General features: G+C 43.6%; 17 protein-coding genes. 12 read left to right on the top strand and 5 right to left on the bottom strand.

What is annotated here, in order from left to right; translation table 11 throughout:
• Positions 1-58: 58 nt before the first annotated feature.
• The 3 genes from aceF to MARME_RS10255 all read right to left on the bottom strand — a co-directional run bounded on the left by aceF (position 59) and on the right by MARME_RS10255 (position 6,304).
• Entirely contained in the window at positions 59-2,011 is a 1,953-nt protein-coding gene (gene aceF / locus MARME_RS10265) for a dihydrolipoyllysine-residue acetyltransferase (RefSeq protein WP_013661195.1), read from the bottom strand.
• Between the two features lie 96 nt (positions 2,012-2,107).
• On the bottom strand, positions 2,108-4,774 hold the full coding sequence (gene aceE, locus MARME_RS10260) for a pyruvate dehydrogenase (acetyl-transferring), homodimeric type (RefSeq protein WP_013661194.1): 2,667 nt from the start codon (positions 4,772-4,774) through the stop codon (positions 2,108-2,110).
• Between the two features lie 738 nt (positions 4,775-5,512).
• Positions 5,513-6,304, bottom strand: coding sequence for a hypothetical protein (locus tag MARME_RS10255; protein WP_013661193.1), 792 nt, complete (start codon positions 6,302-6,304; stop codon positions 5,513-5,515).
• A gap of 159 nt (positions 6,305-6,463) precedes the next feature.
• Between MARME_RS10255 and nadC the strand changes: the two genes are divergently transcribed.
• The 12 genes from nadC (at position 6,464) to MARME_RS10195 (ending at position 17,839) form a co-directional block, all read left to right on the top strand.
• Positions 6,464-7,318, top strand: coding sequence for a carboxylating nicotinate-nucleotide diphosphorylase (gene nadC / locus MARME_RS10250; RefSeq protein WP_013661192.1), 855 nt, complete (start codon positions 6,464-6,466; stop codon positions 7,316-7,318).
• Entirely contained in the window at positions 7,315-8,511 is a 1,197-nt protein-coding gene (locus tag MARME_RS10245; protein ID WP_013661191.1) for an acetate/propionate family kinase, read from the top strand. The genes nadC and MARME_RS10245 overlap by 4 nt, the downstream gene beginning before the upstream one ends.
• Before the next feature lie 21 nt (positions 8,512-8,532).
• Positions 8,533-10,638 (top strand): phosphate acetyltransferase, encoded by a 2,106-nt coding sequence (pta, locus tag MARME_RS10240; protein ID WP_013661190.1) that lies wholly within the window; start codon positions 8,533-8,535, stop codon positions 10,636-10,638.
• 198 nt (positions 10,639-10,836) lie between these two features.
• The gene (locus tag MARME_RS10235) at positions 10,837-11,664 is read left to right on the top strand and encodes a putative metalloprotease CJM1_0395 family protein (protein ID WP_013661189.1); all 828 of its coding nucleotides are present in this window, start codon (positions 10,837-10,839) and stop codon (positions 11,662-11,664) included.
• Between the two features lie 100 nt (positions 11,665-11,764).
• Positions 11,765-12,220, top strand: a complete 456-nt coding sequence (locus tag MARME_RS10230) for a pilin (RefSeq protein WP_013661188.1) — start codon at positions 11,765-11,767, stop codon at positions 12,218-12,220.
• A gap of 3 nt (positions 12,221-12,223) precedes the next feature.
• Positions 12,224-13,168 carry a GspE/PulE family protein gene (locus MARME_RS10225; RefSeq protein WP_013661187.1) on the top strand — a complete coding sequence of 315 codons (945 nt, stop codon included), beginning with the start codon at positions 12,224-12,226 and terminating at the stop codon, positions 13,166-13,168.
• Between the two features lie 2 nt (positions 13,169-13,170).
• Positions 13,171-14,298 (top strand): hypothetical protein, encoded by a 1,128-nt coding sequence (locus MARME_RS10220; RefSeq protein ID WP_013661186.1) that lies wholly within the window; start codon positions 13,171-13,173, stop codon positions 14,296-14,298.
• Complete coding sequence (locus MARME_RS22865; RefSeq protein WP_083799765.1) at positions 14,288-15,121, top strand: prepilin peptidase; 834 nt, start codon at positions 14,288-14,290, stop codon at positions 15,119-15,121. Before MARME_RS10220 ends, MARME_RS22865 begins: the two co-directional genes overlap by 11 nt.
• The gene (coaE, locus tag MARME_RS10210) at positions 15,121-15,726 is read left to right on the top strand and encodes a dephospho-CoA kinase (protein ID WP_013661184.1); all 606 of its coding nucleotides are present in this window, start codon (positions 15,121-15,123) and stop codon (positions 15,724-15,726) included. Before MARME_RS22865 ends, coaE begins: the two co-directional genes overlap by 1 nt.
• Positions 15,716-15,940, top strand: coding sequence for a DNA gyrase inhibitor YacG (gene yacG, locus MARME_RS21850; protein ID WP_013661183.1), 225 nt, complete (start codon positions 15,716-15,718; stop codon positions 15,938-15,940). The genes coaE and yacG overlap by 11 nt, the downstream gene beginning before the upstream one ends.
• Positions 15,941-15,962: 22 nt before the next feature.
• Entirely contained in the window at positions 15,963-17,168 is a 1,206-nt protein-coding gene (locus tag MARME_RS10200; protein ID WP_013661182.1) for a response regulator, read from the top strand.
• Between the two features lie 11 nt (positions 17,169-17,179).
• Positions 17,180-17,839 (top strand): sensor histidine kinase, encoded by a 660-nt coding sequence (locus MARME_RS10195; RefSeq protein ID WP_013661181.1) that lies wholly within the window; start codon positions 17,180-17,182, stop codon positions 17,837-17,839.
• Between the two features lie 102 nt (positions 17,840-17,941).
• Here MARME_RS10195 and MARME_RS10190 read toward each other — a convergent pair whose 3' ends face one another.
• Both MARME_RS10190 and MARME_RS10185 read right to left on the bottom strand, forming a co-directional pair.
• Complete coding sequence (locus tag MARME_RS10190) at positions 17,942-18,652, bottom strand: sensor histidine kinase (RefSeq protein WP_013661180.1); 711 nt, start codon at positions 18,650-18,652, stop codon at positions 17,942-17,944.
• The gene (locus MARME_RS10185; RefSeq protein WP_013661179.1) at positions 18,649-20,316 is read right to left on the bottom strand and encodes a response regulator; all 1,668 of its coding nucleotides are present in this window, start codon (positions 20,314-20,316) and stop codon (positions 18,649-18,651) included. Before MARME_RS10185 ends, MARME_RS10190 begins: the two co-directional genes overlap by 4 nt.
• Positions 20,317-20,325 lie beyond the last annotated feature (9 nt).

The raw sequence follows: 20,325 nt of genomic DNA, 5'->3' as shown, positions 1-20,325 counted from the left end.
AAAGCCGCTGAAACAGCGGCTTTTTTTCGTCTAATCTAATTTAGATAAGACAATTACCTTAAAGCGTCATGCGACGTAAATCACTCAACAATCCATTTAGGAATGTCATAAAGCGACCCGCATCAGCACCGTTCACCGCTCGGTGATCATATGACAGACACAACGGCAACATAGTACGAGGTTCAAACTCTTTACCCGTCCAACGTGGTTCTACATCTGCTTTAGAAACACCTAGAATACCCACTTCTGGTGTATTGACGATTGGAGTGAAGCCCGTACCACCCATAGCACCAAGACTAGAGATAGTGAAGCAGCCACCCTGCATATCGGCAGGTTTAAGCTGCTTAGCAAGCGCTTTCTTAATCAAAGCATTCGCTTCTACTGCAATCTCTTTGATCGACTTCTTGTCTGCGTCTCGCAACACAGGAACAACCAGTCCAACCGGTGAATCAACCGCAATACCAATATGCACATACTTCTTCTTAACGATACTTTCACCATCAGCATGAAGCGACACATTAAACGAAGGATTCACAACAAGCGCTTGAGCAACGGCTTTTATCAAGAATGGAAGCGGAGTAAGTTTAATCCCCTCTTTCTCCATTTCAGCTTTTAAGCCTTTACGGAACGCTTCTAAGTCAGTGATATCAGCTTTATCAAATTGCGTAACATGTGGAACATTCAACCAAGAACGAGTCATATTGTAAGAGGTGATCTTTTGGATCTTACTCATCTTAACAACATCAACGTCTCCCCATTGGCTAAAGTCGATTTCTGGCACACGAGGTATACCAGCACCTTCCGCAACAACTGACGGTTTAGAAGCACCTGATTCCGCTTTCTTAACAGCGTCTTTTACGTACGCATGCAAGTCTTCTTTAGTGATTCGACCACGAGGACCTGACGCACGAACAAGCGTTAAATCAACGCCCAATTCTCGAGCTAACAACCTAACTGCCGGACCTGCATGCACCTTCGTAGAAGGCGTTGAAAGAACGGCAGACTGCGCAGGAACCGTCGCTTGAGCCTTTGGAGCCTCAGAAGTGACTACAGGCTTCTCAGCAACTGGAGCAACAACCTTTGGAGCCTCAGCCACAACTTGAGCTTCAACCTCAAGATCAAGGATCAAATCACCCTCAGATACCTTATCACCTTCTTTGATCACGATAGATTTCACCGTGCCTGTTTTAGGAGCAGGAATGTCCATGGACGCTTTATCAGTTTCCAAAACGATCAGTGAGTCACCTTCGGATACAACATCTCCCGCAGCGACACTTACTTCAATGACATCAACCGCTTCCGCACTACCAATATCAGGAACAACAACTTGCTCAACACCACCAGGAATAATCGTTGGCACTGCAACTTCAGCCGGCGCCTCTACTGCTGGAGCAGGTGCAACAGCCACAACAGAACTCACCGAATCCTCTACAGATTCAACAGCAAGCACTAAAATAGCGTCACCCTCGGAAACCGTATCGCCAACATTAATGGAAACACTTACGACTTTACCGGCACTAGGTGCAGGGATGTCCATCGATGCTTTATCGGTTTCTAATACAATTAAAGAGTCACCCTCAGCGACGGAATCTCCAACCGCTACACACACTTCGATGACATCTACATCCGTAGCACCACCAATATCTGGAACTGAAACAGGTTGTTCAGAGCTTACAGCCTTTGCTGCAGGAGCTTGCTCAATGGCTTTAGAAACTTCTGGCGCAGCTTCAACAGGCGCCACTGCTTCAGGCGTCGCTGTATCTGCAACAGAACCAGAAACCTCTAGAACAAGAACCTCGTCACCCTCGGAGACGGAATCGCCCTCTTTCACAGTAATACTGACCACTTTTCCTGCTACTGGAGACGGCACATCCATAGAAGCCTTGTCAGTTTCTAAAACAATAATTGATTGATCTACCTCAACCATATCACCAACTTGAATACTTACTTCGATGACATCAACATCAGTAGAACCGCCAATATCCGGTACTCGAATAATTTCAGTACTCACGGAATTCTCCTTTGTCTAAAAAGACGAATCTTTCTTGGTACAAACCAAGCCTGTGATTAGAATAACCACAAACTTGATCCCTAATTATGTTGCAACTTATACAGTTACAGGGTTTGGCTTATTAGGATCCAGACCAAACTTAACAATGGCTTCTGCAACCACAGACGCTTCAATCTCACCATCTTTCGCTAACGCTTCAAGAGTCGAAACAACAACCCAGTAGCGATTTATCTCAAAAAAGTGGCGAAGTTTTTCACGTGTGTCACTACGACCAAAGCCGTCAGTACCAAGTACGTTGTATGTAGAGCCAATGAATGGGCGAATCTGATCTGCGTACAATTTAATATGGTCAGTAGACGCAACAACAGGGCCTTTACCAGCTAAACACTCTTCAACGTAAGAAACACGCTTTTCTTCTGTTGGGTGCAGCATATTCCAACGAGTTGCATCCAAACCTTCACGACGCAATTCATTGAACGAAGTAACACTCCAAATATCAGAATCAACACCAAACTCTTCTGCCAATATTTCAGCAGCAGCTTCAACTTCACGCAAGATAACACCAGCACCAAGTAGCTGAGCAAAAAGCTTATTACCCTTTTTGGCCTGCGACTTCAGCTTATACATGCCTTTTATGATGCCGTCTTCAACACCTTCTGGCATATCTTCATGCGCATAGTTTTCATTCATTACGGTTAGGTAATAGAAAACGCTCTCTTTCTCTTTGTACATACGGCGCAAGCCATCTTGAACGATAACAGCTACTTCGTAAGAGTAAGTCGGATCATAAGACACACAGTTTGGAATCGTACCAGCCATGATGTGTGAGTGACCGTCTTCATGCTGAAGACCTTCGCCGTTTAGCGTTGTACGACCTGCAGTTGCACCGATCAAGAAACCGCGCGCCTGAGAGTCACCTGCCGCCCACGCCAAGTCACCAATACGCTGGAAACCAAACATGGAGTAGTAGATGTAAACAGGAATCATAGGTAGATTACTGTTACTGTAAGACGTAGCTAACGCCAACCAAGAAGAGAAAGCACCCGCTTCGTTGATCCCTTCTTGTAGAATCTGACCATCGTGAGATTCTTTATAGTACATGATCTGAGTATGATCATGTGGCGTGTAACGCTGACCTTCAGAAGAGTAAATACCCAACTGACGGAACATGCCTTCCATACCAAAAGTACGCGCTTCATCGGCAAGAATTGGTACGACACGAGGACCAATTTGCTTGTCTTTCACCATCACATTCAATGCACGCACGAACGCCATAGTCGTTGAGATCTCACGACCTTTGGTGCCAGCAATTTGCGCTTTAAATGCTTCAAGAGAAGGCACCTCAAGCGCTTCACAGTCTTTGCGGCGAACAGGGAAATCACCATGAAGTTCAGCACGGCGTGAACGCAAGTACTTCATTTCAGGGCTGTCTTCAGCTGGACGGTAATACGGTAAATTTTTCAGCTCTTCATCACTGATTGGGATACCAAACTTATCACGGAACTGAGCCAAAGACTCTTCATCCAGTTTTTTCGTTTGGTGCGCAGTGTTTTGCGCTTCAGCAGCCTTAAACATGCCGTAACCCTTGACAGTTTGTGCCAAGACAACGGTAGGTTGACCTTTATGAGAAGTCGCTTCTTTATAAGCAGCGTAAACTTTGTATGGGTCATGGCCACCACGATTAAGGTTCATAATGTCGTCATCAGACATATCCTTAACCATTTCTAGCAACTCAGGGTATTTACCAAAGAAGTGTTTACGCGTGTAAGCGCCGCCGTTAGCTTTATAGTTCTGAAGTTCGCCATCACAAACTTCATCCATACGCTTAACCAAAAGACCCTTATCGTCTTTTTCAAACAACGGATCCCAGTGACGGCCCCATAAACACTTAACAACGTTCCAGCCAGCGCCACGAAATACGCCTTCAAGTTCCTGAACGATTTTGCCATTACCACGCACTGGACCATCTAAACGCTGAAGGTTACAGTTAATAACGAAAATCAGGTTGTCAAGGTTTTCACGCCCCGCAAGAGCGATAGCTCCCAATGATTCTGGCTCATCACACTCACCATCACCAAGGAACGCCCAAACTTTACGGTCACCATGGTCAATTAAGCCGCGGCTATGTTGATATTTAAGAACATGGGCTTGATATATGGCTTGTAGTGGGCCAAGTCCCATTGAAACGGTTGGGAACTGCCAATAATCGGGCATCAACCAAGGGTGCGGATACGATGAAAGACCTTTACCATCGACTTCACGACGGAAATTATCCAACTGCTCGTCGGTCAAGCGACCTTCAATGTATGAGCGAGCGTATATGCCAGGTGCGATATGGCCTTGGAAAAATACCATATCCGCTTCTTGTTTATCACTGGAACCACGGAAAAAGTGGTTAAAGCCAATATCATATAGAGTTGCGGCAGAAGAGAAACTAGTGATGTGTCCACCAAGTGTGGAATCTACGCGGTTGGCCTTCATTACCATTGCCAATGCGTTCCAACGTATAATGGAACGAATACGACGCTCCATAAACAAGTCACCTGGTAGCGGCTTTTCTTCATGTGGCGCTATCGTGTTCTTGTAAGACGTTGTAATTGAGGCTGGCATTGGTGTGCCTGCTTTCGCAGCCTCTTTGGTCAAACGATCCAAGATGTATTGTGCACGCTCAGGACCTTCTTCACGAAGGACAGAATCGAGTGCATCAACCCACTCTTTAGTTTCGATCGGATCGATATCGTTGAGGATATGCTGCTCCGTCATAGTTTTAATAACCCCGCTATTAGAACAGAACTTCAAACTCACATTTCAAGCTTGTAGCTAGATATATGAGCGATTTAAACAAGCTATGTCTAGAAGCACGCTTAACATGCATTCAGGCCTAGAGACTGCTGCGATATGCATCTGATAGACACCTCACCCATCGCAAAATAAAGACTCGTTCGTTTCACCTAAGATATTTTTATTATTAATTTTTTCAAAGGCAAACGAGACCACCCTAATTAGGTTTATAGCTTGCTTCCGTATTTTGGCTTTCGGTTAAAGCCGATTGAGCTCAGACAGCTTTGTATAACGTTGTACGAAATACCTGCCTTCACAGTTACGTCCCAACCAAGTATTCAACCAACAAAATTGATCGATTTAGAGCTCCTTGCTCACGTTGTTCTTCTCTCTCTATAGCCATTAGAAACAACGTTTTGGTTGTTTTTTCCTTTGTTTTAACATAGAAATTTCGAGCGCTAGGTTAACACCTAAAATTCAAAACGCCTAGTAATCTGTATCAATAGTCGCCTCCACAAAGACTTTTGGAAGTTATTATTTACCACTTGCGCACAAATAATAAACAACCTAAGACCTGACAATTGACACTAAAGATAAAATTAAGAAAACCAATCAGACTCTCGATAAAGCGAACCTAACGTAGTTGCACGTCAACCAGCCTATCACCAGACCATCATCTACTATTAAAGTCTACTTTAACGTACAACCTAAAAATATTTATCACAAAACAACATAGACAGAGTAACAGAATAAGATAACGTATACGGCGCGAATCAACAGTGTTCTAAACTCTTCAAACGCGCCCTCTCCCTTTTCAGCCTCGCCTGCCGCTGCAATCACGTTACCAATAAAGACACCTCGACCATCTATTAACTCTGAAAATTGAAACTGCTTACATTCTTGAATGACCGCACTAAAACTGCCAGAGACAGCAGTAGGAAAGGTTGTTAGAAGGGCCGCCGGGCACTCAACAATCTTTTTCATGGCATCTTTAAACAGACTGTTTTCCTGTGTCGGCACCGCATACAAAAAGACGTACAGCAACAAACCAAACAACCCCAAAAAGAGATAACAAAATAAAAGCACGAACACAGATAAAAAGTAATAGTTTAGTGTTTTGATTTGAAGTTTGCTTTGTAATGCAGAAAGAGGCTGCCCTTTGTCATCAACGTGCTCATCGCCAAATTGATTTATTAAGGCGATCAGCTCACCTCGCTCACTCGATGACACCGTGTGCGTTTTAGTCCATAAATCAAACTGTCCCCACGACAAGAAGCACCATATAAAAACGACTCCTGCCAATAAATCGACTATCCAAGCCCCGAACCATTCACCAAAAACAGAAATAAGCGCTAACACACCAATCAAGACAACGACCTCAGCCCCTACTCCCTTGATATCAAATTTATCCGAAATAACACCCGACGCTTTTTCGTAGATTGAAAAGGTCATCGGCGAAGAGCTAAACATAACCCTAATGAGTATCGCTGCAAGAAAAAACAGTAATTCCATCTCTACCTCTTTTGATATCAAGCAAAAAAATCAATGATATTAATGATATTAATGATCTCATAACACTTTTCGCACTTTAGAAACTTAATCTTAACTGACGAAACAGAAATATGAAGTTACAATACGCTTTTTTGTTACTTAGTAAAATACGGAGCCAAAATGACATCTTTGGATGCGCAGCTCAAAGAAAGCCTCATAGCACAGGTAAAAGAAGCCCTAAATGAAGACATTCAAACTGGCGACATCACTGCACAACTAATACCAGAAGAAAATACCTTTTCTGCTACCGTGATATCACGAGAGAAAGCCGTATTGTGCGGAATACCTTGGGTGAATGAAGTATTTCAGCAATTAGATCAAAGCGTGTCTCTAGAGTGGCACTTCTCAGAAGGTGATGAGTTAGCGCCAAACACTCCTTTTCTAACATTATCAGGAAACGCGCGAAGCATTTTAACAGGCGAGCGCACAGCATTAAATTTCCTTCAAACATTATCCTACACAGCAACCGTATCGCGACAATATTCGATGCTGGTAGAAGGGCAAAAGCTCTCCATCCTCGACACACGAAAAACAATACCGGGATTTCGTCTAGCACAAAAATACGCAGTAAAGGTTGGTGGAGCCTCTAATCATAGAGTTGGCTTATATGACGCTTTTTTAATTAAAGAAAATCACATTATGGCAGCAGGTTCAATTGGCAACGCCATCGCCAAAGCCGCTCAAATAGCTCCTGGAAAAACCATTGAAGTCGAGACTGAAAGTTTGGACGAAGTTCGTCAAGCCGTTCATGCAGGCGCCGATATAATTATGTTAGATAATTTCAGTCTAGAAGACATGAAACAAGCGGTTGAAACCTACAAAGGGCAAGTCCGATTTGAAGCGTCCGGCAATATGACTAATGAACACATTCAAGCGGTCGCAGCAACTGGCGTCGATTATATTTCGGTCGGAGCGCTGACAAAACATGTTCAAGCAATCGATTTATCTTTGCGAGTAAGTAAGGAGCCCGCATGAATAACAACGTACTTGTCATAAACTGCGGTAGTTCATCCTTAAAATTTGCCGTTATGTCAACACCAGACAACACCGTATTAGTTGAAGGCATTGGAGATAGACTCGGGATTGATGGCAGCACCATTTCCTTCAAGTTTGAAGGAAAAAAAGAAACCATCTCTCTGTCGGAAGGAAGCCACCACGAAGCCGTGACTGAAATTAAAAATTGGCTGGATCAGCGAGTAGACATTCGCGACGCTATCGTTGGAATCGGTCACCGAGTTGTGCATGGCGGCGAGACATTCAGCTCTTCTGCCGTTATTGATGAAGATGTGATCAAAGGAATTGAAGATTGCGCGCATTTTGCGCCTCTTCATAACCCAGCTCACATCAAAGGCATCCGAGAAGCTCAGAATCTTTTTACAGGTCTCCCACAAGTAGCTGTATTTGATACTGCATTCCATCAGACATTAGAGTTAGACCAATACCTCTACGCCATCCCTATGGAAATGTACAGAAACCATCACTTTAGAAAGTATGGTTTCCATGGAACAAGTTACCGTTTTATTTCCCAAGAATTGGCGCAGCTTGAGCCAGAAAGCACTAAGCAAGGCATCATTGTTGCGCATTTAGGTAACGGCGCATCGACGTGTGCCATTCAAAACGGCAAAGCAACCGACACAAGTATGGGCATGACACCACTCGATGGCCTTATGATGGGGACTCGATCAGGCAGTGTTGACCCAAGCTTAGTTTCGTTCATCAGCCACGCCGAAAACATCAGCGGTGATGACGCTATCAACCTCTTAAACAAAAAAAGTGGTTTACTAGGTATTTCGGAAATATCAAGTGACTGCCGTACCTTAGAAGATGCCGCCTTTGCAGGCGATGAAAGAGCAACACTCGCTTTGGATATGTTTGCATCACGTGCAGCAAAGAACCTCGCAAGCGTTGCAACAACATTAGACAGCTTAGACCACTTAGTCTTTACTGGTGGGATAGGAGAAAACTCTAATTACTTGCGCGGAAAGATTTGCGAATCATTGCGCACATTAAATATTACGATTGATGCTGATAAAAATGACAACGCTCCAAGAGGCGACGTCAGTGTGATATCAGAAGAAGACGCAAATGTTAAGGTTTGGATTCTTCCAACAAACGAAGAACTCATGATTGCAATGGACACAATCAGTTTAATTCAACAAGCGCACTAATTTTTTGGGGACGACAAAAAAATGCCTATAAATGTATTAATGACAGTACCAACAGGTCCCGGAGTTGGACTTACCTCTGTTTCCGTTGGCCTCGTACGTGCGCTAGAACAACAAGGACTAAAAGCGAGCTTTTTCAAGCCCATCGCGCAGCCTCAACCTGGCGATGAAGGCCCAGACCGATCTGCGGCAATGGTCGCTCAAGGGTCCACACTGACGACAGCCGAATCTATACCACTACAAGAAGCTGAACGTTATTTATACAACGACAACATCGACGAACTGATGGAAGAAGTCGTAGGTCGCTTCCAAGACAGCATTGAACCCGATTCAACGGTCATCGTCGAAGGCCTTGCCCAAATACCGGGCCACCCATATGCAACACGCTTAAATAAAGCGATCGCAAAAACACTTGATGCCGACTTAGTACTCGTTACAGCGCCAAACAAGATGCGCGTTAAAGAGCTAGAACACCATGTGGAAATTGCAGCAGGCTCTTATGGTGGCATCAAAGCGGCTGACGTGATTGGATGCATCCTTAACAAGACGACACCCGGATCACTGGGTGCCAAATCCTATGGGGATTCATTCGCACAGCGCAGCATTTTTAAACGCAACTTCAAACTGCTAGGTCAAATCCCTACCGCAGAAGAGCTGACTTACCCTCGAGTACAAGACGTAGCTGATTACCTTGATGCTCGCATCATAAACGCTGGAGAAATCGAAACCCGCAGAGTGCAATCGTACACTTTGTGTGCTCGCGGCGTTGAAAACATGCTTGAAGCCCTTCAACCTGGCGTGCTTGTTTTTACGCCTGGCGACCGAACCGATATCATAATGGCGACAGCAATCGCTGCACTTAACGACACGAAAATCGCAGCGCTTGTATTAACGGGTGGATACCAGCCTAGCGAATCTCTCATGCAACTGTGCGGCAAGGCCATGGCGAAAGGCCTACCTGTTTTATCAGTAGACTCAAACAGCTGGGATACTGCAATTAACATGCAGTCTTTCAACAAAGAAATCCCGCTAGATGACAAAGACCGAATCCTTCTGGTAAAAGAGCACATTGCACGCTGTATCGATCACGATTGGATCAACTCATTTGCCCGCAACCAAGAAGAACGCAAACTTTCACCTCCAGCCTTTCGATACCGCCTTATTGAAACGGCTCGTGAACTTAACAAGCGTATTGTGCTGCCTGAAGGCGAAGAAATTAGAACCATTGAAGCAGCGTCTATTTGTGCTGAACGAGGGATTGCAAGACCTGTTCTGCTAGGCAATAAAGCAGAAATTCTGCGCAACGCTCAAAACAACGGCATAGAAATAGGCAACGGGGTCGAGATCATTGAGCCCACGACCATTCGTGAACATTACGTCTCGCCTATGGTCGATATCCGTAAGCACAGAGGACTAACTGACATTGTTGCTTTGGAGCAACTCGAAGATAATGTCGTCCTCGGTACCATGATGCTTCAGGAAAACGACGTCGATGGTTTGGTATCTGGCGCAGTTCACACGACAGCAAACACCATTCGCCCTGCCCTTCAGCTTGTTAAGACATCTCCTGACGCCTCTTTGGTTTCTTCTGTATTCTTTATGTGTCTGCCCGATCAGGTACTTGTTTACGGTGACTGTGCCATCAACCCAGATCCAACGGCTGAGCAACTCGCTGAAATCGCCATTCAGAGTGCTGATTCAGCGTCGGCATTCGGCATCACGCCTAAAGTGGCAATGATTAGTTACAGTACAGGTGGGTCTGGCAGTGGTAACGACGTTGACAAAGTAAGAGAGGCAACACGTTTAGCGCAAGAGAAACGCCCTGACATTTTGATCGACGGACCGCTCCAGTACGATGCAGCCATCATGGAAAAAGTAGCTAAGCAAAAAGCGCCAAATAGCAAAGTTGCGGGTAAAGCAACGGTCTTCGTATTCCCGGATTTGAACACCGGAAACACGACCTATAAAGCGGTACAGCGAAGCGCAGATGTTGTCAGTATTGGTCCGATGCTACAAGGCATCAGAAAACCTGTGAACGACTTGTCTCGCGGAGCACTGGTAGACGATATTGTCTACACCATTGCAATCACAGCCATTCAAGCAGGCCAAGCTGAAGCAAAAGCGAACTAGCAAGTTAACCAAAACGAGCTTTGACTAAACACCTCCTAAAAAGCGAGACAATAAATCGTTTCTTACTATTTACTGGCTCGCTTTTTCATTTTGCCCCCGCTTTCTATAGAGACCACCTTCCAAGCCAGAACGACACTAAGACTGGATAAAAAATCATCTCTGGTTTAAAATTAGAATAAGCTTAAATTCGGATTTTTTATGTCAGGTAGTGTATCTCTCTCCATTGAGTCATATTCAGCCTATTCCTCACGCCAGGAAGGTGTTGCTGTGTCTAGCAATAGTGTTGATACTGAGGATTCAATTGGATTAAGAGCGGCGAGCGATTACTCTGTCACACTGTCCGAAGAATCCCAACAGGCTTTCAGTGATGATGCTGCTCGTCAAGAAAGTAACAATGTAGAAGACGAGCCCACTATTGACTCAAGCAAGGAGTCAGATTCTACCGAACAAGCAGAGTCATCCGATGACAGCTCCCCAAATGAACTGTCTGAAGAAGAACAGCAGCAAGTAGAAAAACTTCAAGACCGACATGATGAGGTTGTTACCCATGAACAAGCTCACGCCAGTGTTGGTGGACAATATGCAGGCTCTCCGCAATATTCATATGAACAAGGCCCAGATGGACAAAGGTATGCTGTAGATGGTGAAGTTCAGATTGATGTTGGTAAAGTTTCTGGCGATCCAGAGGCAACCATTGCAAAAATGGAGCAAGTATACCGAGCAGCTCTTGCACCAGCTGAACCTTCCGCCGCTGATCAAAATGTCGCGAGAGAAGCGCAGTCTAATATAGCCGAAGCTAAAGCAGATATTGCCAAGAGCACTACAGAAACAAGCTCTGGAAGTGAGACGGTTAAATCTGGAGAAAATGATTCTGAGGCTGGCAAGTCCAACTCAGAAGAACCAGCACAATCTGGTAATACAATCGATTCTTCTAAAGCCACACAAGTAAATTCAAATCAGACTCTGTTATCTGCCTATGAAAATAGTTACACTGGCAACCAGAGCGTGTTTTCCGCTATCGCCTAGCGTAACAGGCCTATCAAAAACATCCCATTGCTAACTAAAATCATACGGAATTTGATTTAATTAAAGCGACTTTAAATTCATATTCTTCATGGAGGAAGAAATGAGAAATACCCCTTATCGCACTCAAAAAGGCTTCACACTCATCGAACTTATGGTGGTGATTGCCATCATAGCAATACTGGCTTCAGCAACTGCACCATCTCTACAACGCCACATAACGAAAGCAAAATTAGTCGAAATAGAAACGTACGGAGGACAACTACAGTCTGCGGTCGACGAATATCAGATCCATAAAACCTCATTTCCTACCAAAGCCATTCTCAATCAGTACGTAACAAATAGCTCATCTGATCTGTTAAATTCATATTCGGTAAGCGATATCAATGGAATATCAGGGACAATTACCCTCTCTTTGAACAACAACCTAAGCATCAATACAGGCAGTTATATTAAGCTTACGAAAAGTGCCGCTGGGCAATGGAACTGTACGAGTAACTTAGACGCCACAATCACACCAAGTTACTGCGTATCCGCCACTTCAGTTGACGAGGAGTAAACCATGACACTCGAACATTTACTCTCCGAGTCACTTCAGTTGGGTGCTACGGACATCCATATACATTCACTGAAAACCAACATGGTTATTCAAAGGCGTATTAGCGGAGTTCTCCGTGAAGCTGCACATACTGTAAAGACACTAAATCTAATCAACCGCATTAAGGTACTCTCGAACTTAGAAACGTCTGAAACAAAAAAGATTCAAGAAGGCCAATTCATATTTTCTCATGATGGGGAGGAAATTCCCGTTCGAGTAAGCATCTTGGCCACAACACGAGGAGAGAAAGCCGCATTACGACTCCTGCCGCAAAAGTCGCTTAAGCCAATCGCCGAACTTGGACTCACCAATGCACAACAAAACTCACTCATCAAAGCGACCACCTTGCATTCGGGGCTGTGCTTAGTTTGTGGATCAACCGGAGCAGGGAAAACAACCACTCTATACTCTTGCTTACAACACGTTAACGGTGGCGAGAAATCGATTTTTACTATTGAAGACCCTGCTGAATATCCAATCCCCGGCGCATTTCAATGCGAACCGAACTTAAAAATTCAACAAGACAGCAAAAGAATACTAAAGTCCCTTCTCCGACAAGATCCCGATATTATTATGATCGGAGAACTAAGAGATGCAGAGAGCGCAGACCTTGCGGTATCTGCTGCGCTCACCGGACACCTAGTTCTTGCCACCATTCATGCGAATTCTGCCATTGATGTTATTCACCGATTCAAGCATTGGAATGTTGACTACTTTTCATTTGCCAGCTCGTTAAACATCATTGTCCATCAGTTCATGACATACCAGCAAAGCGCTGCGAACCCTATATTCAGCACATTATCACCCGCTTGGACAACAATGCCTTCCAGCTACGACGCAATGCATCAGAATATGCACTTATGGAAAATTAACGAGGGCAAAACAGTAGCTAAGCGAGGTGAGCAGTAAACATGGCGTGGTATAAAGTATTGTCAAATGAACAACCTGCTTACTCTAACCTTACTGAGGAAACACAAGACAATATAGAAACGAATAACACTATTGATCGCAACTATTACATTCGATGGTTCGAAAGCTCTCGCGACGTTAAAAAACATGCGGTCAAAAATAGACGCCTTCCCAACCGTTATCTAGTTTTGAAACTTCGCAAGTTATCAACAAAGGCGTTTTATAATTTGTTACAGCAAATATCTCTAGACTGCAAACAAGGGCTATCAATCAAAGACTCTTTGATATCTCAACGCCAGCAAGACAAGAGCTCGTACTCAATAGAAGTGATACTCATAAAAATACAAGAAGGGACTTCACTTAAAGAGTCTATCGCCTCGATGTGTGATCAACGACTGCATTACTATACAAATTATCTTATTGATGACTCGACTCATGAAGTCACATTGACGATGATAGAAGCAGCAATTAGCGAATTGGCGAGTTCCATTGAGTTAAGTAAATCACTGACAAAATCACTGCTTTACCCATTTTTCGTCGTACAAGCATCGTTTATGCTACTCGCGCTAAACGCCTTGATGGTGAACACTAATCCCGACAGATCAACAATACCATTGGTGCTCATAAGTTGGGCGACCATCACCCTAATACAAACCGCCATTGCGATATGTGCAAAAAATGGCACACTGCTTAACCTACTCGAGCGCCACTCTAAGGCACTTCAATTAAAAAATCTTTTCCAACTAAGTTTGCATTTAGTCAAATCAGGAATACCGACTCACCTAGCAATAAAATCCGCTCGACACAATCTAAGATCACCACAACTCATCGCACAAGCGTTGAGTTTTGAACTAAATATTCGATTAGGTATCAAGATACAAAGAGCGCTTCCCAAAACATGGTTCGATTCAGATGGTTATAGTATAATCTCAAGTTCTAGAACGGGAGAAAAGATAGAAAAAGCCCTTATAAGAGGCTACGAATATAACTCGCAGCGCTGTGTATCCTTATTATCATGTATAACGAAAACGATGCCTGTTCTTTGTCTATTAGTCGCTGGTTGTTTAGTCGGTTTTACGATTTTAGAAATATACAGCCCTCTTTTGGAAGCAAAACCCATTGGATATTAACGTCGCACTACCAATACTCTACACAGTTTTTGTATTCATTATAGGAAGTGCGGTGAGTAGTTTTACATGGCGCTTCCCTCTTCGCAGCGAAAGAGAGTGGCAGCTCGAAGCGAAACATATTTTGGAGTCTTCTCGTGACACGAGCTCTGCACACAAAACCTTAGAGAGTGACATCGATACACCACCCTCTTTCACTTCAGGTAGATCAATTTGTCCAAAATGCAATCACACGTTAGGTTTTTTAGACCTAATCCCTGTTCTAAGCTTCATCCTTCACAAGGGCCGTTGCCGACATTGCGAAAGCCCTATTTCGCCGAGATATCTTCTGATTGAGATTAGTTTTGCAGTGATCTCATTCCCACTCATTTTACTTACGTCATCCCCCTTGCAATTCGCGTCCCTATTTCTCATATTTTTAAGTCTATTCATTGCGGCCGTCATAGACATTGAAAACAAATGGATACCGGATGAATGCTCCCTAATGATAATAGCTAGCTCGTTTGTCGCTCTTTTGCTTAACGCACAACCTTTAGCAGATAACGTGCTTGGCCTTATTTGTGGGTACGCATTAGTGTATTTTTTAAGACTTTTTTATCTGCACTTTCGACAAATAGAAGCGATTGGATTAGGAGACGCAAAGCTATTGGCTGCCATTGGCGCTTGGTTAGGGTTTTCCAACCTCCCTTATGTCATTATGTTTGCTGCCTCCTTAGGCATGATTGGCGCCTTGATAATAAGGGCAACGCGGTCAACAAGAATTCCATTTGGTCCATTTTTAGTAATATCTTCTATTAGTCTATTTTATTATTTAAGGTTAACTTAATGACTCCTCCTATTATTGGCCTTACTGGCGGTATCGGTTCGGGAAAAAGCACCATTGCATTAGAGTTTAATAAGCTGGGAATAGAGACCGTAGATGCTGACGATGTCGCGCGTGAAGTCGTGTCAGCAAATTCGCCAACCTTACAACTAATACAAGATCACTTTGGCTCCGACATCATCGACGAACAAGGCGGTTTAAATCGAACAAAGCTAAGAGATATTATTTTTTCAAACAATGATGAACGACTCTGGCTAGAGTCCATCACACATCCGGCGATAAGAGCACTTATTCAACAAAAATTAGCGGCAGTAGGCTCGATTTATGCAGTTCTAGTCCACCCTCTTTTATTTGAGAAAGGACAAGAATCACTCTGCGATGCTGTTATTTCGATCAGTGTTCCAGGGGCTATTCAAGTTGAACGAGTAACTAAACGTGACAATCAAACCGTTGCACAAGTTCGAAAAATAATGGATGTTCAGTATTCGCAATCTGACAGGGACGCAAAAGCAGACTACATTATTAAAAATACTGGAAAAACAGGAGCCTTGGGTGATAAAGTGAAACATGTACATATAAAAATTCTAGAGACCTTACATGAGCAGTAGTGAATCTACACCGCGAATAGCCTGCCCTACCTGCGGAACGAAATCCCCTTGGTCTACAAAAAACCAAAATAGACCGTTTTGCAGTGATCGCTGTAAGTTAATTGATCTTGGTGAATGGGCAAATGAGAGTTACGCAATTCCCCAGCAAACTTCAGAAGAAGATGAAATATTTTCGGAAGACCTTGTTGTTCAGCAAAACAGATCATTCCTTTAGTAAGTTGTAGTGAGAATGTGTTATGAACCCAGAAGACTTTTCTAAAAAGAAAGCTCTGTTAATCGAAGATATGGCCGAAGCCAGAATCATGCAGAAAAAAATGCTGACTGATTTTGGCTTTAAATCTATCGATATCGCTATGAAGGCAGAGACAGCTATTGAGCTCCTGAAAAGTCATAAATACGATATTATTCTATCCGACTATAATTTAGGAAAAGGCAAGGATGGTCAACAGCTCCTTGAAGAAGTCAGGTATTCACATCTTATAAAAAACACCTCAACCTACCTTATGGTCACTGCTGAGACATCAATTGAAATGGTAATGGGCGCCATTGAATATCAGCCAGATGGCTACATTACAAAACCTTTTTCCCAAGCAACTCTTCAGCGCCGCTTAAGTAAGCTCATTGCCATGAAAGATAAGCTGAGAGACGTAAACGTCGCATTAGACGCCAAAGATTACGCAAAGGCGATTGTCGAAGCCAACAAGGTTGCAACAAATCATCCTTCATTAGCGAGTAAATGTGGTCGAATTATTGGTGATTGCTTGCTAACGCTAGAGCGATACAAAGAAGCACTCAGCGTCTTTGACAGCCACCTTAAAGAACGCAAAATGCCCTGGGCTCTATTTGGCAAAGCTAAAGCGAACTATTACCTCGAGCGACTTGATAAAGCCGAATCTGGTTTTAGACAATTGATGCTAGACAATAAATTCTTCGTTAATTCCTATGACTGGCTCGCCAAAACACTCGTAAAAAGAGGTGACCTAGAAGAAGCTCAGTCGGTTTTGGTCGATGCAGTAATGCGCTCACCGAAAAACTTATTGAGGCAAATAGAGCTCGGTAAGTTAAGCATGACCGTCGACGATAGTACAACCGCAGAGATGTCCTTTAGACGTGCAGTATTTCTTGCAAAGAACTCCTGTTTCAATGACGCGGATGTTTACGTTGATCACTTACGCTCTATCGTTGCGATTGCAGAGGCAGGAGAGTTTACGCCACGACAACGAGATAACTTTAATGCGACGTTAAAGAAAATACACCAACAATTCTTTGAAGATCCCACAGTAAGAGCTCACACTTATCAATCAGAAGTGTCGCTATATAATGCAAACGGTGACGAAAAAACAGCGAAGCAGCTTCTAGAAATGTGGAGGCACGAAGCAGAAAGTGGTATGGCGTCCGAGCCGGACAACGAATTCAAACAAAAATTCAGCAACTTGTTCTAAGGTAGAGCGTCATGAAAAAGATAGATATCAGCACCATTTTGGCGAGCGCCATTCATGAAAGCAAAAACCAAGTTGGCACACTACTCTATCAGCTTCAAAGTATAAAAGACGTCGTAAGCTCGGACTCAGGCAAACAGCAAGTTGAAAAACTGGAAGAAGGTCTAAAACAGCTCAATGACGAATGGGTCGAATATTTATATCTTTACAAGCTTGCTTCTGAGGGGTATGAACTACATTGCGATTTCTGCTCTTTAGATGAGTTTCTTGACGATCAGGTCTTCGCGCTAACCCAGTCTGCCAACGCCAAAAAGCTTGAACTCTCCTATAGCACAGACGACGACCTTGTCGCTGCATTTGACGAACGATTGCTCACAGCTGTTGTAAGTACGGGTGTATACAACGCATTAAGGTTTGCTCAGAGTAAAATCCAGATTTCGGCGCAATTAAGTAACGGCTTTTTAGAAATTGCGATTGAAGATGATGGAAAAGGATTCGATCATAAAGACCTGCAAGAAGACGAGTTATTATTCGAAGCAAATACTGGCCTAGGCCTCTATTTTGCCGAATTATCCGCTAAAGCTCACGTTAAGTCAGAGAAAGAAGGCTACATCGAAAAAGGTAGCTCAACGTATTTAGGCGGTGCTAAATTGTCAATTTTCTTACCTCAATAGAAGAGCACATACGTCCGTATTTTTGCCCGTCCCTACACATAGAGTCTCTTTTAGTATTTAGACACAATAGTTCACCTGTCCAGACACATAACATCTCCTTTTCTAAGGGAGGTATATTTCGAAACGACCGCCTTCAAGAGAGCTAGAGTTACTCAAATCAATCCTACCTTTTAGATCGTGGTTCTTATGTATTTCCATAATTGCATTGCAATAGTACCAAGCCAACGCTTGCGCACTTGTTTCAGATGCTTGATCCCCAGCAAGTAAGTTCGAAAACTTCTCAAGAATAAAATCGGGATAACCATCGCCATTGTCATCAATCGCAATCAATACAGAGCCCTCAACTTGCTCCACCTGAACGTTAACTCGATCACGCGTGTATCTACTGGCGTTCACCAACCCTATGTTAATAACACTCGACACAAGGCTAGCGTCGATATAGGCGCATAGGTCTTCATCTCCAGCGACATCGACCTGTATATTTTTCGTTTTCCATAGCGTCGCATTGGCAGCAACCTGTTCTTCTACGATGTCTACCACATAGCTTTCATTCATCTGAATGGTCAGCAGGTCCCTTTCAAACAAATAGAAATTTTGTAGTTCCGTAAGCGTATTCTGCATTCGAGTTGCTTCATACTGGACCATCGCCAACGCGTTCAAGTCGATACCGTTTGTCGCGTCCTCCTGTATGAGGTCCAATGTTTGCAAGACGAGACTTAAAGAGTTTTTCATATCATTGACAGAAGCAGGCAACACTTCTCGAAAAGCAGGATAAGATAAGCTCGACTCTTGTGTTAACGTTTTTCCCTTCATAACTTCGCCTCATATTGCCCTACAAGATTCTTAAGGCCTTCATAACGTTTATGCTGCTTGTGACCAGCCGAAATATGCTCGACTCGCTTTAGCGCTTTAATACATTCATGAACGATTGCTTTGCTTTTCGAAACATTTTCCATTTGTCTCAACAAACTTTGAACCAAATTTAAGTTTAACCCCGGATGTCGGGGCGAATACTCTAACGCCTCTTTAAACGCCTCTACCGCTGCGAGGTAGTCCTTCTTAGCATAGTTTTCCAACGCCACCTTATTGAGGTCTTTAGCTTTTGCTCGACTGGTCGTCGATACTGGCTCATCCAAGAAATCAGAAGCAAGCTGTTTTAACGACGGGGCGGCATCGTCCGACTCTATCAACGCGGATAGTAGCTGTTGAGACTCATCTTCCTGCCCAGCCATATATAACGACTTACCCAACTCCAGCACCACTTCAGGCTCACCTAAGCTAGGATTTTCCTTCATTTGCTCACTGGCATTTTGCAAACATTTATCTCTTAGGACTACATTACCTTGAGATGCATACAAACGACTTTCAGCCAATGTCTTACGCAGACGCACTTTATCATCAGCAGTGTAGCGTTTGGATACTTGACCTAAAGTAGACAAAGCTTCATTACTGAACCGTTTTCTTTCACTAGCATTATCGGTGGACTGAACACTTTCAGTGAGCGCATCTGCCAACCTAATATAGTCATCTGGGTTTTCGTGTATCGAGTTAACCGCGAGCTTTAAAGTATGTTGACTAGCCTTCAACGCAGATTGAACATCGCCATTTTCCATACTCACAACCGCCATATCTCGTTGGCGTTTATGTATTCTGGGAGAAATACTTAAAGCATCTTCCAGCACTTTTTGAGCTTCTGGCAACTTGCCTTTTTCTTTGAAACATTCTGCCAGCAAGTCATACCCTGCTATAGCTTGCGGGAACAACTTTAATACGTGCTCAAGGTGTTTGATTGCCTCATCCCACTGCTTCCTTGCAATAGCCAGTTTCGCAAGACCAAGCCAAGCCCAATCATAATCACGAACTTCTAACTCACTTTTACATAACACCTCAAGCTCCTGCCATCGCTCTAACCCCAAATAAGCGTCAATGAGGGCTTTTTTACACCACGGTGAATATCTTCCCTCTTCTGATACATGCTCTTTGCACAATGGCACTAGCTTCTCATAATCATTGTTCGCTAAGAAAACTTTCATTTTGGAAAGGGCCTTAGTCTGATTGAAAAGCCTTTGCAGGCGTTTCTCAAGCACGCCTTGAGTAAAAGGCTTCCCTAGGTATTCATCGGGTTGCGATTCCATGATCCCCATTACTACATCACGACTGGTTTCGGCTGAAATTATGACGAAGATAGCATCACTTTTTAGCAATTTTGAATCACGCAACTCTTCAAAGACTTGTTGGCCATTCTTACTGCCACCTAGCCGAAAATCACACAATATAAGATCGTATTTTTTTGAGCGACATGAATCGATAACGCCTTTGCCCGTCGAAATGACATCGACTTGCTCCAAACCGAGTGCAACAAGCATCTTGCGAATTGACTGACGCGAGTTTTCAAACTCATCGGCAACCAAAGCACGCATTTTAGCGTAAGGGGATTTTTGGGTGTTTTTCCCCGCTAGAAACGAACTATCAACCAAAGGATTTAT

The sequence above is a fragment of the Marinomonas mediterranea MMB-1 genome (assembly GCF_000192865.1).
Classification (GTDB): Bacteria; Pseudomonadota; Gammaproteobacteria; order Pseudomonadales; family Marinomonadaceae; genus Marinomonas; species Marinomonas mediterranea.
This window is presented reverse-complemented; position numbering and strand designations above follow the sequence as displayed.

Bases quoted from the DNA above. Each gene is read 5' to 3' on its own strand.
- MARME_RS10225 (WP_013661187.1), top strand. From the start codon at position 12,224: ATGACACTCGAACATTTACTCTCCGAGTCACTTCAGTTGGGTGCTACG.
- MARME_RS10255 (WP_013661193.1), bottom strand. From the start codon at position 6,304: ATGGAATTACTGTTTTTTCTTGCAGCGATACTCATTAGGGTTATGTTT.
- pta (WP_013661190.1), top strand. From the start codon at position 8,533: ATGCCTATAAATGTATTAATGACAGTACCAACAGGTCCCGGAGTTGGA.
- MARME_RS10200 (WP_013661182.1), top strand. From the start codon at position 15,963: ATGAACCCAGAAGACTTTTCTAAAAAGAAAGCTCTGTTAATCGAAGAT.
- MARME_RS10220 (WP_013661186.1), top strand. From the start codon at position 13,171: ATGGCGTGGTATAAAGTATTGTCAAATGAACAACCTGCTTACTCTAAC.
- MARME_RS10190 (WP_013661180.1), bottom strand. From the start codon at position 18,652: ATGAAGGGAAAAACGTTAACACAAGAGTCGAGCTTATCTTATCCTGCT.
- coaE (WP_013661184.1), top strand. From the start codon at position 15,121: ATGACTCCTCCTATTATTGGCCTTACTGGCGGTATCGGTTCGGGAAAA.
- MARME_RS10230 (WP_013661188.1), top strand. From the start codon at position 11,765: ATGAGAAATACCCCTTATCGCACTCAAAAAGGCTTCACACTCATCGAA.
- MARME_RS10245 (WP_013661191.1), top strand. From the start codon at position 7,315: ATGAATAACAACGTACTTGTCATAAACTGCGGTAGTTCATCCTTAAAA.
- MARME_RS10195 (WP_013661181.1), top strand. From the start codon at position 17,180: ATGAAAAAGATAGATATCAGCACCATTTTGGCGAGCGCCATTCATGAA.
- MARME_RS10235 (WP_013661189.1), top strand. From the start codon at position 10,837: ATGTCAGGTAGTGTATCTCTCTCCATTGAGTCATATTCAGCCTATTCC.
- nadC (WP_013661192.1), top strand. From the start codon at position 6,464: ATGACATCTTTGGATGCGCAGCTCAAAGAAAGCCTCATAGCACAGGTA.
- yacG (WP_013661183.1), top strand. From the start codon at position 15,716: ATGAGCAGTAGTGAATCTACACCGCGAATAGCCTGCCCTACCTGCGGA.
- aceE (WP_013661194.1), bottom strand. From the start codon at position 4,774: ATGACGGAGCAGCATATCCTCAACGATATCGATCCGATCGAAACTAAA.